Raw genomic sequence first — 12,319 nt, 5'->3', positions numbered from 1 at the left:
CCGCCGGTCATCCGCTTTTCCGATCGTCACAGCGGATGACTGGGGGCCGAGCGGCTGCGATGGACGGCTCGCCGGAGTCGCTCCACGACCACGTCGAACCGGAACAGTTCCGGCCACGTCCACCGCACCACCTGCAGCCCCAGGTCACGCAGCGCGTCCTCGCGGTGCTTCTCGGCGCGCACGTCGTCGACGGTGCCGTACTTGACCATCCCGTCGAATTCGCCGACGAGGCCCCACTGCTCCCAGAAGAAGTCGACGCGCGCGACGAACACACCGCCCGGGGTGTGGATCGTCCGCTGCAGGACCGGGACCGGGAGACCCGCGTCGCGCAGGCGCAGCCGGCTCAGGGACTCGCCGGGGCTTTCGCTCCGGGCGTCGAGGAACCCGACGACGCGTCGCGCCGCGGCGATCCCCGCGCGCGGCGCGTCGAAGTGAGCTCGGAAGTCGAGGTCGGGATATCGGCGCAGCGCGCTGTCCCCGACGACGACGGCCTCCTCCACGGGCAGCGTTCGCGCCAGGTCGACGACGGTGCGCGCCGGTGAGGTGACCCGCACGCCGTCGAGCTGCACGACGTCGCCGCCGAGCACCGCCGCGTGCACGTAGCGCGTTGGGCCCCGGCGCCCACCGGCGGAGCGCCCGTTGGTGGTGTGGATCAGAGCGAGATCGGTCTGCCACACGTCGAATTCGTGCAGGACCGCCGCGGAGATGTGGCTGATCGCGGCGGCCGGACGGAGTCCGGTGCCGACGGTCCGCGCCAGCAGTCGGTGCCGCCCGACGTCGTCGAGGAGCTGCACGCCGTCGGCGTCGAGATACACGCCCGGGGTCAGGCGCTGGAGTTCCCCGCGTCGCACCGCGCGCCGCAGCTCGGCGTCGGTGTGTCCCGCGGCCAGTGCGGAACGTCGCAGCAATGGTTCGGTCACCGCTTCAGCGTGCCGCGACGGTGACGGGAACGGGCCGCTCGTGCCACCGAACGGCCGAATCTGTGGATGGAACGCCCGCCTGTGGACAACACCCGCTTCGCACACAGTCATCCGCTGCGACCGTCGTCGCAGCGGATGACTGTGTAGTGAGCGGATGTCAGCGTCGGCGACGGCGCCGCACCACCGCCCGCACCGCGAGCGCGGCCACCACGCTGCCGACGACAGCGGCGACGATCTGCGGTTTCTCGGCAGCGGTCTGCTTGGCGGCTTCGACCTTCTCGTGGGCGGCGGCCTTGGTGCGTGCCGGCACGTCCACGCGCTGCGCGAGTTCGTCGACGGTTGCGGCGAGCTCGGCGCGCTGCTGCTCGACGGACGGTACGGGTTCGGGACCGGTCATCGCACATGCTCCTTCACGGTGTTCACGTCCTTGCGGACACTCTCCGCCGTCTCGCTGGGCACCGGTGGGGCCGAGTTCTTGGCCCGCGACGCGCCGACGGCGGCCAGGGTGCCGCCGACCGCCAGGACGATCAACGAGACGATCAACGCGGCCAGCCACGGGGAGAGCACGGTGGCGAGCCCCAGGATCGCGGTCGCGATGAGGGCGCCGACGCCGAGGTAGATCAACATCAGCCCGGCGCCGGCGACGCCGACGCCCACGCCGACGCGGGTGCCCTTGGCTTTCACCTCGTCGAGGGCGTGGGTGACCTCGGTGCGCACGAGGGTCGGCACCTGAATGCTGAGCCGCTCGATCAGTTGCGCGGTGGACAGTTCGCTCGGGTCCGTGGCACTGTGCGTGCCGCCGGGGGACGCGGTCATCGTCGAGTCCTTTCCGTGTCGTGCGACGTCTGGGGCCGGTCTGTCGCCCTCCGCATCGTCGGCGCCTTCGCGGCCCGACGCGGCGTGCGCGAGCCGGAGTTCGCGGCCGCGCTCGATGTCTTCCTGCCGCTTCTCCTCGTTCTTCTCGATGTTGCGGGTGTCCCGGGGCGGCAGCTGCAGCGTCTCCTCCGCCTCGATACCGGCCTGCAACTGACGTCCGCGCTCGAGCTCGGCGTCGAACTCCGCGCCGAACAGCAGCGCGAGGTTGGTGATCCACAACCACAGGAGGAAGACGATCGCGCCGGCGAGCGAGCCGTACGTCTTGTTGTAGCTACCGAAGTTGGAAACGTAGAAGGCGAACGCGAGGGACGCCACGATCCACGTGACGATCGCGATGGTCGCGCCCATGCTGATCCAGCGGAACTTGGGCTGCGACACGTTCGGCGTCGCGTAATACAGAACCGCGATGATCATGATCACGAGCAGCAGGATGACCGGCCACTTCGCGATGTTCCAGATCATCACCGAAGTCTCGCCGAGCCCGATCACGTCTCCCACGGCCCGGGCGATGGGACCGCTGACGACGAGCATGAGCGCCGTCGCGCCCATTGCGATCAGGGCGAGCGCGGTGATGAGGAGCATCCAGGGCCGCAACTTCCAGATCGGTCGCCCCTCCTCGATCTCGTAGATGCGGTTCATGGCCCGGCCGAACGCACCGACGTAGCCGGAGGCCGACCACAGGGCGCCGGCGATACCGAGGATCAGAGCCAGGCCCGCGGTCGGTGCCTGCACCAACTGTTCGACGGGGCCGCGCAGCGTGTTCACCGCGTCGGTGGGCCCGAGGTCCTCGACCAGTTGCAGCACCGTGTCCACCGTCGTCCCCCCCTGGCCGAACACGCCGAGGAGCGACACGACCACGAGGAGAGCGGGGAACAGCGACAGGACGGCGTAGTAGGTGAGGCCGGCGGCGAGGTCGGTGCACTGATCGTGACTGAACTCGCGAGCGGTCTTGCGCAGCACGTACTTCCACGACGGTGTGGTCAGGTCGGTCGGCGAGTCGGGCTTGCGCGAATCGTCGGCCGGGGCCTCCGACCCGTCGCGGACCCGGTGATCTGCGGTCATGGTTCCCGATGTACCCGTGGCACGGACGGACCAAACGCCACGGCCGGCACGCGACCGCCGCCGGTGCGGTGTGCCGGGCCCCCGGACCGCGGCGGAGCGTGGTGTGATCGAGCGATGCGGCGCCTCGACGATCCGACCTGCCCGGCCCGTCCACTCGACGACGACGAGCTGCGGGCCCTCTACGCCTACCCGCCGGACCTGTCCTCCCCGTGGCTGCGGGTGAACTTCGTGTCGTCCCTCGACGGTGCCGTCGCCGTGGAGGGACGCTCGGGTGGGCTCGGCACGCCGTCGGACAAGAAGGTGTTCGGTCTGTTGCGGGCGCTGGCCGAGGTGATCGTCGTCGGCGCGGGCACGGTCCGCAGCGAGAACTACGGCGGCGCCCGCACGAGCGGGGGACTGCGCGCGCGCCGCGCCGAGGCGGGGCTGCCGGAGATTCCGCCGGTCGCGGTCGTCACCGCGACGTGCGACCTCGACCCCGACTGCCGCTTGTTCACCGACACCACCGTCGCGCCGGTCGTCCTCACGTGCGAGACGGCACCGGAGGAACGCCGCCGGGCCCTCGCCGCCGCCGGTGCGGACGTGCGACTGGTCGCCGAGCACTCGATCGACGGGCACGCGGTGCGGGACGCCCTCTCGGCGGCGGGCTGGAGTCGTGCGCTGTGCGAGGGCGGGCCACGGCTGTTCGGTCAGCTGATCGCCGACGGCGTGGTCGACGACCTGTGCCTGACGTTGGCGCCGCTGCTCGCCGCCGGCCCGGCGGGCCGGATCGCCACCGCCCCGCGGACGGCGCCGACGTCGATGCGGCCCGCCCACATCCTCGCCGACGACGACGGCACCGTGCTCACGCGGTGGGTACGCGGGACGTGACAGGCAGGAGTGTGCGCACCACGTCGAGGTCACCGTGGGTCCGCAGCACCGGTGCGACGCGGTCCAGCAGACGGGTGAGCAGGTCCCGAGCCGGGATCCGGGCGCCGGTGTGCACATCCACCGCCGGACCCTCGAGACCGTACCGGGCGGCACTCCACACCGCCGCCGCACCGACCTCCGGTTCGACGGCCTGCGCCTCGACACCACGGCGCAGATCGTCGAGCGCCGCGCCGACCAGACCCCGGACCAGGGCGGCCTGCACGACCGTGCCGTCCACCGTGGCCGCGGTGTCGGCCGCGCGGATCTCCACCGTCGGCACGTGCACCGACGGCCGGGCAAGCCAGAAGGTCATCCGCGAGTCGAGCAGCACCCCGGCGCCGACCAGGCGTGCGACGAGGTCCGCGGCGTGCTGGGCCGAACGCAGGTACGGGGGCAGGCCGAAACCGGGAAACCGGCTCTGTTGCACGATGCGCCAGCTCGCGTATCCCGTGTCACGCCCGTCGTGCCGCCGGGAGTTGGCCCCGAGCGCGACGAGGGTGGGCAGCCACGGGGTCAGATGGTTCACCACGGCGGCCGCGGTGTCCCGGTCGGCGACGCCGACGTGCACGTGGCAGCCGCAGGCATGGTAGTCGTCGACCAGCGCGCGGTACCGGTCGGCGATGGCGGCCCGGCGCCCCGTCCCGACGACGGTGCCGGGGCCGGCGTCGCGTTCGGGCACCCCGGTGGCGGCAATGCGCATCCCGCAGCGGAGGGCGGCACCGTGGAGGGCGGACCGGGACGCGGTCAGCTGGGTCCGCAGGTCGTCGAGGGTTCGGCACACCCCGCCCACCGCCTCGATCTGGGTCGGGTGCAACTCGCCGACGAAGTTCACCCCGGGCACCTGCGGAAGCTGTTCGTACAGGGCGTCGAACCCCGGTGTGGGACGGCCTGACGCCGGGTCCACGAGCAGGAACTCCTCCTCCACGCCCATGGTGACGCCGGCGCCCGGATCCGGGCGGGAGGTTTCGGAGTTCATGGTTGCGGGCTACCCGTTGCCGCCGGCGACGACACGCCGGCCGGTACAGTCCGGACAGCATCCGGCGGAAGGAGTTCCCCATGCCCGACGACGTTCCCGAAGGTTCGGCGCGGTCCAGCGCCACCGCGGAGCGGATCGGCGGACTCGCCGCCGACCGCGGCCTGACCGTCGCGTGCGCCGAGTCGCTCACCTCCGGCGCCCTGGCCGCGCGGCTCGGCGCGGCGCCGGGCAGCGCCGAGTGGTTCCGGGGCGGGGTCGTCGCCTACTCGCGGGACGTGAAGCACTCGCTGCTGCGGGTGCCGGAGGGTCCGGTGGTGTGCGAGTCCGCGGCGCGCGCCATGGCCGAGTCGACGGTCGACCTGCTCGGTGCCGACGTCGCGGTGGCGGTGACGGGCGCGGGCGGCCCGGACAGCCAGGACGGGCAGGAGCCGGGGACGGTGTGGTTCGGGGTGGCCGGGCGCGGGCCTACGCACGCCGAGGAGAAGTTCTTCCCGGGCGAGCCCGAGGAGGTGCTGGCCGAGACGGTCTTCCATGCGCTCACTCTGCTCGCGGAGCGGGTGGGGCGCTGAGGGGGCCGGTGCCCGGCCGGGCGAGCAGCCGGGTGACGAGCGCGGTGACGAGTTGGTCCGGGGTGGCGTCGGCGCCGATCGAGGTGGTCAGCAGATCCAGCAGGAGCCCGTCGATCGCGAAGTGCAGCAGGGCGACGTCGAGCGCGGTGGCGGGTAGTCCTGCCGCGTCGTTGAACTCGACGTCGAGCCGGTAGTTGCGGGAGAGCGTCGCGCCGAGCACCTCGGCGAGTCCGGGACTTCGGCGGGATTCGAGGCGCAGTTCCATCAGGGCGACGGTCAGGTCCGGCTGGGCGGTCGTGCGCTCGACGAGGTAGCGCATGTAGTCGACGTAGAGGTCGACATCCGGAGTCCGGCCGGCGAGCGACTCGAGCCGGTCCGGCTCGGGGGCGAGCCGCTCGAAGATCCGCGCGCCGAGGGCGCCGAGGAGTTCGTCCCGTGTCGGAAAGTAGTTCGCGCAGGTGCCCAGGGGCACCCCGGCTTCCCGGTCGACGGCGCGGTGGGTCAGCTTGCGGGCACCGTCCGCGCCGAGTACGCGCAGACCGGCGTCCGCGAGCTGGGCTCGGCGCTCCGGATTCGCTGCCACGGAAAAACCCTAGCACCGAACACAACACCTGTTGTAGTTTGACCACCACAGGTGTTGTAGTCGACGACGCGAGGAGCTTCCGTGCGAAAACTGACCTACTACGTGGCGACCACGCTCGACGGCTTCATCGCCGACCCGGCCGGGGGCTACGACTTCTTCCCCCTCGAAGGTGACCACGCGCACTACCAGGTGCAGGAGTTCCCCGAGACGATCCCGACGCCCGCCCGCGGGTCGCTCGGCATCGAGGGGCCGCCGAAACACTTCGACGCCGTCGTGATGGGCCGGCGCACGTGGGAGCCGGCCCGGGACGCCGGCTGGACGAGCGGCTACCGGCACCTGCAGCAGTACGTGTTCACCACGACGATGACGCAGGCGCCGGACGAGACGGTGACCCTCGTCGCGACCGACCCGCTCGAGTACGTGCGCGACCTCAAACAGCAAGACGGGCTGGGCATCTGGCTCTGCGGCGGCGGTTCGCTCGCCGGCGCGCTGCTGCCCGCGATCGACGAGCTGGTGCTCAAGGTCCACCCGATCGTCGCCGGGGACGGAATCCCGTTGTTCCGGCACGGTTTCGAGCCGCACCGCTTCGACCGTCTCGAGACGAGAACCTTCGACAGCGGAGTGACGGTGTGCCGCTTCGCGGCCGGTGTGCCTTTTGGGCGGTCCTGACCGCCCAAAAGGCACACCGGCGGCGCAGCCGCCTCCTAGAACCAGGTGGGCCGTACGTCGAGCGTGGTTCGGTCGAGGCTGTCGAGCAGATCGAACTGCGGACCGGTCTTCGGCAGTTCGAATGCGAAGAAGTACCGGGCGGCGGCGCGCTTACCGTCGTAGAAGTCGCCCTCCCGGGACCCGGCCGCGAGGAGCTGCTCGAGCCACATCCACGCGACGACCACGTGCCCGACGGCCTCGAGGTACACCGACGAATTGGCCAGCGCCAGTTCGGGATCGCCGGTCCCCCACAGCCGGGCGGTGGCGGCGCCCACCCGCGTCACCGCCGCCTGCAACTGCTCGGCGTAGCGAGCGGCGTCGCCGCCGGCCTGCGTGCCACGCGCGACGGTGCGTCCGATCGTCTCGCCGAGCAGCGCCAGCCCCGCCCCGCCCTGCATGACCACCTTGCGCCCGAGCAGGTCCAGCCCCTGGATGCCGTGCGTGCCTTCGTGAATGGGGTTGAGGCGGTTGTCCCGGTAGTACTGCTCGACGTCGAACTCGCGGGTGTAGCCGTAACCCCCGTGCACCTGGATCGCCAGGCTGTTCGCCTCGAGGCACCACTGCGACGGCCAGGACTTCGCGACGGGTGTGAGCATGTCCAGCAACAGCCCGGCTCGGGCGCGCGCGTCCTCGTCCTCGGCGGTCTGCTGCTCGTCGACGAGCTGCGAGCAGTACAGCCCCAGCGCCAGTGCGCCCTCGACGTAGGCCTTCTGGGCGAGCAGCATCCGGCGTACGTCGGCGTGCTCGATCAGCGGTACGGGCTGGGACGACGGGTCCTTGTCGCCGAGGGGGCGGCCCTGGGCGCGGGTGCGGGCGTACTCGAGGGACTGCAGATAGCCGGCGTAGCCGAGCGAGGTGGCGAGGAATCCCACGCCGATGCGGGCCTCGTTCATCATGTGGAACATGTACGACAGGCCCTTGTGCGGCTCGCCGAGCAGGTAGCCGACGGCGCCGGCGCGGCCCGCGGGGGTGAAGGTGCCGTCGCCGAAGTTCAGCAGCGTGTTGGTGGTGCCGCGGTTGCCCATCTTGTGGTTGAGGCCGACGAGGGCGACGTCGTTGCGCTCACCGAGCTGCCCGTCCGCGCCGACGAGGATCTTCGGGACGATGAACAGCGAGATGCCCTTGACCCCCGCCGGGCCGCCGGGGATCTTCGCGAGCACGAGGTGGACGATGTTCTCGGACAGTTCGTGGTCGCCGCCGGAGATCCACATCTTGGTGCCGGTGAGCCGGTAGCTGCCGTCGTCCTGCGGCACGGCCCTGGTGGTGATGTCCGCCAGCGACGAGCCGGCCTGCGGCTCGGACAGGCACATGGTGCCGAAGAACCGGCCCTCGAGCAGCGACGGCACGTACGTGGCGATCTGCTCCTCGCTGCCGTGAGTGGCGATGAGGTTGGCGTTGCCGACGGTGAGGAACGGATACGACGAGGTGCCTGCGTTGGCGGCCTGGAACCAGGCCATCGCCGCCCGCAGCACGGTGACCGGCAACTGCATGCCGCCGAGTTCCTCGTCGAAGGAGGAGCCGATGAGCCCGGCCTTGGCGAACAGCTCCAGGGCCGCTTTGACCTCGGGGATGATCTCGACCCTGCCGTCGGCGCCGATCCGAGGCTCCTGGGCGTCCGCCTTCTTGTTGTGCGGCGCGAAGTGCTTGGTAGCCAAGTCCGCACTGAGGTCGAGGACGGCGTCGAACGTCTCCCGCGAGTGCTCGGCGAACCGGCCGCGTGCGGTGAGCGACTCGACGTCCAGCCATTCGTAGAGCAGGAAGTCGAGGTCACGCCGGGACAGGACGGGAGCGGGCATGGAGGTTCCTTTCACAGGGCCGCAGATTCACTAAGCGCTCACTTAGTAGAGCAACGACGGTGCATGATGTCAACGGACCAGCACGGCGACGGAGAGAACCCAGCATGATCGACACGCCCATCACCGACGACCTCGCCGGCATCTTCACCGAGGTCGAATCCGACGTCGCGCGTCGTCTCATCGGCTCGGCCGTGGAGTCCTTCGCCCGCCGCGGCTACCACGCCACCACCACCCGTGACATCTCCGTCGGCGCCGGCCTGAGCCCGGCCGCGCTGTACGTGCACTTCAAGTCCAAGGAGGAGGTGCTGTTCGAGGTCAGCCGCATCGGGCATCAGCACGTCCTCGACGCCGTCGTCGCCGCCGCCGCCTCCGCCACCGACCCGGCCGGCCGGATGCGGGCGATCGTGGACGGCTTCGTCCGCACCCACGCGGTGCACCACACCGTCTGCCGGGTGTCGCAGTACGAACTGCACGCCCTCACCCCGGAGCACTACCGGACGATCGCCGCGATCCGCCGCGACACCGATGCTGTGATCCGCGCCGAGATCGAGCACGGCATCGCGGCCGGGGCCTTCGCCGTCCGGGACGTGCCGACCACCGCCCTGGCGATCCTGTCGCTCGGCATCGACGTCGCCCGCTGGTACCAGCCCGGCCGCATCGACGTCGACGCCCTGGCCGGCAACTACGTCGAGCTCGTCCTCGGCATGCTCGGCGCGGGCACAATGCAGGAGTGATCGAACCAGCCACCGTCCTCGTCGTCGACGACGACGAGGACGTCCTGTCCTCCCTGCAGCGGGGGCTGCGCCTGTCCGGCTTCGACGTGCTCACCGCCGCGACCGGGACACAGGCGCTCGAGGTCGTCGCGCGCCGGCGGCCGGACGCGATGGTGCTCGACATGAACATGCCGGTCCTCGACGGCACCGGGGTGGTCACCGCTCTGCGCTCGAACGGCAACGACATCCCGATCTGTGTGCTCAGCGCCCGCAGCACCGTCGGCGACCGCATCGCGGGACTCGAGTCCGGCGCCGACGACTACCTGACGAAGCCGTTCGTGCTCGCCGAGCTCGTGGCACGGATCCGGGCGATGCTGCGGCGCAGCGCGCCCGGCACCCCCGGCGCCGGCTCCGTCGTCCGGGCCGGCGGGCTCGAGCTCGACACCGCGGGCCGCCGGGCGCGCATCGACGGCACCGAGGTGGAGCTGACCAAGCGCGAGTTCGAACTGCTCGAGGTGCTCGCCCGCAACGCGGGCATCGTCCTGAGCCGCGACCGGCTGCTGGCCCTCGTGTGGGGCTACGACTTCGACGCGGACACCAACGTCGTCGACGTGTTCGTCGGGTACCTGCGCCGCAAACTCGAGGCCGGGGGGCGGCCGCGGCTGCTGCACACCGTGCGCGGGGTGGGCTTCGTGCTGCGGGATGCGGCGTGACGCACCGCTTCTCGCTGCGGGCGCGGGTCGCCGCGGCCACCGCGCTCGGCACCACGCTCGTCGTCGCGGTGCTGGGTGTGCTCGTCGCCCTGGCCATCACCCGGAACAACCTCGCGCAGCTCGACCGCCGCCTCGAGACGGCCACGCAGGTACTGGTCGCCAATGCCGGGACCGCCGGCCTGTTCCTGCCCGCGCTGGGTGACGCCGGAGCCTTCGCCGTCACCATCCGCACCGAATCCGGAGGGCTGCTCAGCAGCACCCCGACCGAACTACCCGCCCTCTCCCCCGGCGCCCACACCGTCGATCTCGGCGGCACCGCCTACCGGACGTACACCGCGCCGACCGACCGGCTGCCCTCGCTCCTGTCCGTCGCGGTGCCCTATGCCGAGGCGCAGGACATCACGACCGAGCAGCACCGGCAGCTCGCCGTCGCCGGTGCGATCGCCGTCGCGGTCGCGACGGCCCTCGGCTGGATCTTCGGGGGCCGCGCCGTGCGACCCCTGGTCGACCTCACCCGCCGGATCGTGGCCCGCGCACCCACCCTCGAGCCGCGGCGCTCCGGCATCCGCGAGGCCGACGAACTCGCTGCCGCAGCCGGCGACATGCTCAGCGACGTCGCCCGCGCCCAGGCCGCCACCGACGCCGCTCTCGCCACGGCGCGGGACTTCGCGGCCGCCGCCGCTCACGAGCTGCGGACCCCGCTGACCGCGATGCGCACCGACCTCGAGGTCCTCTCCACCCTGGACCCGGCCGGTGACGTCCTGAGCGCCGAGGAACGCACCGAGATCCTCGGCGACCTCACCCGGATGCAGAGCCGTGTCGAATCCACGCTCGACGACCTCGAGCGGCTCGCCCGCGGTGATCTGTCCACCTCGCGGGACTTCGTGCCCACCGACCCGGTGGAGATCTGCGACGCCGCGGCCGCCGACGCGACGAGCCGGCATCCCGGCGTGCAGATCGAGGTGGTCGGCGAGACGGGGCGCGAGATCCGGGCGCTGCCGAGCGGGCTGCGGCTCGTCGTCGACAATGCCGTGGCCAACTCGGTACGGCACGGCCGCGCCCGCCGGATCCGGCTGGCGGTCACCGCCGACGGCACCGACACCGTGCTCACCGTCGACGACGACGGCCGCGGGGTGCCGGCCGGTGAGCGCGGCGCGGTGTTCGAACGGTTCCGCCGGGGCAGCGGCGCCGCCCGGGGCGGTTCGGGGCTGGGCCTGGCGCTCGTGGCGCAGCAGGCGGCGTTGCACGGCGGTACGGCGCGGCTGGAGGAGAGCCCGCTCGGCGGGGCGCGGCTGACGGTGCGGTTCGCCGCGGGGTGACCGTATTCCACCCCTCGGGTCCCTACGACACGGGACGGGGCGGGCGCAGGATCGTATGCATCCCCTCCACCGATCCCAGGAGATCCGAATGTCGAAGAGCCGCAAGCTGATCGTCACCGCCGCGCTGATCGCCCTGCCCGTCTTCGGCGGCGCCGGGACGGCGGCCGCGTCCTCGGACCACCACGACGACCACGATCGCCACGACCGTCGCGACCGTGGTTGCGCGATCACGCATTTCGACCGGAACGGCAAATTCCTGCGCACCGAGTTCCGCAGCCCCGGGTCCCGGTTCGACGGGCGGATCTGCCGCAGCGACGATCAGTGGCACTTCCTCGACAGCGGCGACATCGCCCCCACTCCCTTCGTCCGGCACTGACCCACCGGGACCCCCGGATGCGACGGAGCCCCGCAGCGCGAAAAGCGGTGCGGGGCTCCGGCCGTGCGCAGACCTACTCGGTGCCGAGGAGGTCGATGACGAAGACGAGGGTCTTGCCGCCGAGCGGGTGCCCGGACCCGGCCGGACCGTAGGCGAGCTGCGGGGGCACCGTCAGCTTGCGGCGACCGCCGACCTTCATGCCGGGGATGCCCTCCTGCCAGCCGGGAATGAGGCGGCCGAGCGGGAACTTGACGGACTCGCCGCGGGCGAACGACGAGTCGAACACGTCGTTCGTGTCGTACTCGACGCCGTGGTAGTGCACGTCGACGACCGCACCGGGCTGCGCCTCGGTGCCGTCACCGACGGTGATGTCCTCGATCACGAGTTCGGCGGGAGCCGGCCCGGTGGCCGGTTCGATCTCCGGCACCTCGGGCTTGGCCTCCACGTCGAGCAGGTCGATGACGAACACCAGGGTCTTGCCGGCGAGGCGGTGCCCCGAACCGGCCGGGCCGTACGCCATCTCCGGCGGGATCGTCAGCTGACGGCGGCCACCGACCCGCATGCCGGGGATGCCCTCCTGCCAGCCGGCGATCAGGCCGCTGAGCGGGAAGGTGATGGACTCGCCCCGGCTCCACGACGAGTCGAACTCCTCGCCGGAGTCGAACTCGACGCCGACGTAGTGGACCTCGACCTTGGCCCCGGGCGTCGCCTCGGCGCCGTCGCCGACGGTGAGGTCCTTGACGACCAGACCGGTCGGGGCGGGGCCTTCCTGGAATTCGATCTCGGGCTTGCTACTCATGTG

14 protein-coding genes and 1 pseudogene are annotated in these 12,319 nt (G+C 71.6%); 7 read left to right on the top strand and 8 right to left on the bottom strand.

Annotation, left to right across the window (positions count from 1 at the left end; all coding sequences use genetic code 11):
* Positions 1-26 precede the first annotated feature (26 nt).
* The 3 genes from QNA09_RS04045 to QNA09_RS04035 form a co-directional block, all read right to left on the bottom strand.
* Positions 27-920 (bottom strand): hypothetical protein, encoded by an 894-nt coding sequence (locus tag QNA09_RS04045; RefSeq protein WP_010593125.1) that lies wholly within the window; start codon positions 918-920, stop codon positions 27-29.
* A 157-nt stretch (positions 921-1,077) separates the two neighbouring features.
* Positions 1,078-1,317: a DUF3618 domain-containing protein gene (locus QNA09_RS04040; RefSeq protein ID WP_010593126.1), complete on the bottom strand. Its 240-nt coding sequence runs from the start codon at positions 1,315-1,317 to the stop codon at positions 1,078-1,080.
* Positions 1,314-2,858 (bottom strand): YhjD/YihY/BrkB family envelope integrity protein, encoded by a 1,545-nt coding sequence (locus tag QNA09_RS04035; RefSeq protein ID WP_010593127.1) that lies wholly within the window; start codon positions 2,856-2,858, stop codon positions 1,314-1,316. The genes QNA09_RS04040 and QNA09_RS04035 overlap by 4 nt, the downstream gene beginning before the upstream one ends.
* A 114-nt stretch (positions 2,859-2,972) precedes the next feature.
* Between QNA09_RS04035 and QNA09_RS04030 the strand changes: the two genes are divergently transcribed.
* Positions 2,973-3,725, top strand: coding sequence for a pyrimidine reductase family protein (locus QNA09_RS04030; protein WP_010593128.1), 753 nt, complete (start codon positions 2,973-2,975; stop codon positions 3,723-3,725).
* Here the strand turns inward: QNA09_RS04030 and QNA09_RS04025 are convergent.
* Positions 3,700-4,740, bottom strand: coding sequence for a YbdK family carboxylate-amine ligase (locus tag QNA09_RS04025; RefSeq protein ID WP_048772329.1), 1,041 nt, complete (start codon positions 4,738-4,740; stop codon positions 3,700-3,702). The two genes, QNA09_RS04030 and QNA09_RS04025, sit on opposite strands and share 26 nt — an antisense overlap.
* An 80-nt stretch (positions 4,741-4,820) precedes the next feature.
* Between QNA09_RS04025 and QNA09_RS04020 the strand changes: the two genes are divergently transcribed.
* On the top strand, positions 4,821-5,309 hold the full coding sequence (locus tag QNA09_RS04020) for a CinA family protein (protein ID WP_010593130.1): 489 nt from the start codon (positions 4,821-4,823) through the stop codon (positions 5,307-5,309).
* On the opposite strand, the gene QNA09_RS04015 is transcribed toward QNA09_RS04020, so the two are convergent.
* Positions 5,278-5,892, bottom strand: coding sequence for a TetR/AcrR family transcriptional regulator (locus QNA09_RS04015; protein WP_010593131.1), 615 nt, complete (start codon positions 5,890-5,892; stop codon positions 5,278-5,280). The genes QNA09_RS04020 and QNA09_RS04015 overlap by 32 nt on opposite strands.
* A gap of 81 nt (positions 5,893-5,973) precedes the next feature.
* On the opposite strand from QNA09_RS04015, the gene QNA09_RS04010 reads away from it, so the two are divergent.
* Positions 5,974-6,561, top strand: a complete 588-nt coding sequence (locus QNA09_RS04010; RefSeq protein ID WP_010593132.1) for a dihydrofolate reductase family protein — start codon at positions 5,974-5,976, stop codon at positions 6,559-6,561.
* A 35-nt stretch (positions 6,562-6,596) separates the two neighbouring features.
* On the opposite strand, the gene QNA09_RS04005 is transcribed toward QNA09_RS04010, so the two are convergent.
* Positions 6,597-8,396 (bottom strand): acyl-CoA dehydrogenase, encoded by a 1,800-nt coding sequence (locus tag QNA09_RS04005; RefSeq protein WP_040274284.1) that lies wholly within the window; start codon positions 8,394-8,396, stop codon positions 6,597-6,599.
* 104 nt (positions 8,397-8,500) lie between these two features.
* Here QNA09_RS04005 and QNA09_RS04000 point away from each other — a divergent pair, with 104 nt between their 5' ends.
* The 4 genes from QNA09_RS04000 to QNA09_RS03985 all read left to right on the top strand — a co-directional run bounded on the left by QNA09_RS04000 (position 8,501) and on the right by QNA09_RS03985 (position 11,517).
* On the top strand, positions 8,501-9,130 hold the full coding sequence (locus tag QNA09_RS04000; RefSeq protein WP_017679379.1) for a TetR/AcrR family transcriptional regulator: 630 nt from the start codon (positions 8,501-8,503) through the stop codon (positions 9,128-9,130).
* Positions 9,127-9,822 (top strand): response regulator transcription factor, encoded by a 696-nt coding sequence (locus tag QNA09_RS03995; protein WP_017679378.1) that lies wholly within the window; start codon positions 9,127-9,129, stop codon positions 9,820-9,822. Before QNA09_RS04000 ends, QNA09_RS03995 begins: the two co-directional genes overlap by 4 nt.
* A complete protein-coding gene (locus QNA09_RS03990; protein WP_010593136.1) occupies positions 9,819-11,141 on the top strand; it encodes a sensor histidine kinase KdpD in 1,323 nt (440 codons plus the stop codon). Before QNA09_RS03995 ends, QNA09_RS03990 begins: the two co-directional genes overlap by 4 nt.
* 88 nt (positions 11,142-11,229) lie before the next feature.
* Positions 11,230-11,517 carry a hypothetical protein gene (locus tag QNA09_RS03985; protein ID WP_010593137.1) on the top strand — a complete coding sequence of 96 codons (288 nt, stop codon included), beginning with the start codon at positions 11,230-11,232 and terminating at the stop codon, positions 11,515-11,517.
* 73 nt (positions 11,518-11,590) lie between these two features.
* Here QNA09_RS03985 and QNA09_RS03980 read toward each other — a convergent pair whose 3' ends face one another.
* Together QNA09_RS03980 and QNA09_RS03975 are read right to left on the bottom strand one after the other, a co-directional pair.
* Positions 11,591-11,944: an FKBP-type peptidyl-prolyl cis-trans isomerase gene (locus QNA09_RS03980; protein WP_371851027.1), complete on the bottom strand. Its 354-nt coding sequence runs from the start codon at positions 11,942-11,944 to the stop codon at positions 11,591-11,593.
* Between the two features lie 21 nt (positions 11,945-11,965).
* Positions 11,966-12,316 (bottom strand): annotated as a pseudogene (locus QNA09_RS03975) (FKBP-type peptidyl-prolyl cis-trans isomerase); the annotation flags it as partial.
* Positions 12,317-12,319 lie beyond the last annotated feature (3 nt).

Origin of the sequence: Rhodococcus sp. AH-ZY2 (genome assembly GCF_030916465.1) — a bacterium.
In the GTDB taxonomy this organism is placed as follows: Bacteria; Actinomycetota; Actinomycetes; order Mycobacteriales; family Mycobacteriaceae; genus Rhodococcus; species Rhodococcus ruber.
Note: the sequence above shows the minus strand (reverse complement) of the source record. Positions and strands in the feature narration are given on the sequence as shown.

Bases quoted from the DNA above. Each gene is read 5' to 3' on its own strand.
- QNA09_RS04040 (WP_010593126.1), bottom strand. From the start codon at position 1,317: ATGACCGGTCCCGAACCCGTACCGTCCGTCGAGCAGCAGCGCGCCGAG.
- QNA09_RS04025 (WP_048772329.1), bottom strand. From the start codon at position 4,740: ATGAACTCCGAAACCTCCCGCCCGGATCCGGGCGCCGGCGTCACCATG.
- QNA09_RS04030 (WP_010593128.1), top strand. From the start codon at position 2,973: ATGCGGCGCCTCGACGATCCGACCTGCCCGGCCCGTCCACTCGACGAC.
- QNA09_RS04000 (WP_017679379.1), top strand. From the start codon at position 8,501: ATGATCGACACGCCCATCACCGACGACCTCGCCGGCATCTTCACCGAG.
- QNA09_RS04005 (WP_040274284.1), bottom strand. From the start codon at position 8,396: ATGCCCGCTCCCGTCCTGTCCCGGCGTGACCTCGACTTCCTGCTCTAC.
- QNA09_RS03985 (WP_010593137.1), top strand. From the start codon at position 11,230: ATGTCGAAGAGCCGCAAGCTGATCGTCACCGCCGCGCTGATCGCCCTG.
- QNA09_RS04035 (WP_010593127.1), bottom strand. From the start codon at position 2,858: ATGACCGCAGATCACCGGGTCCGCGACGGGTCGGAGGCCCCGGCCGAC.
- QNA09_RS04020 (WP_010593130.1), top strand. From the start codon at position 4,821: ATGCCCGACGACGTTCCCGAAGGTTCGGCGCGGTCCAGCGCCACCGCG.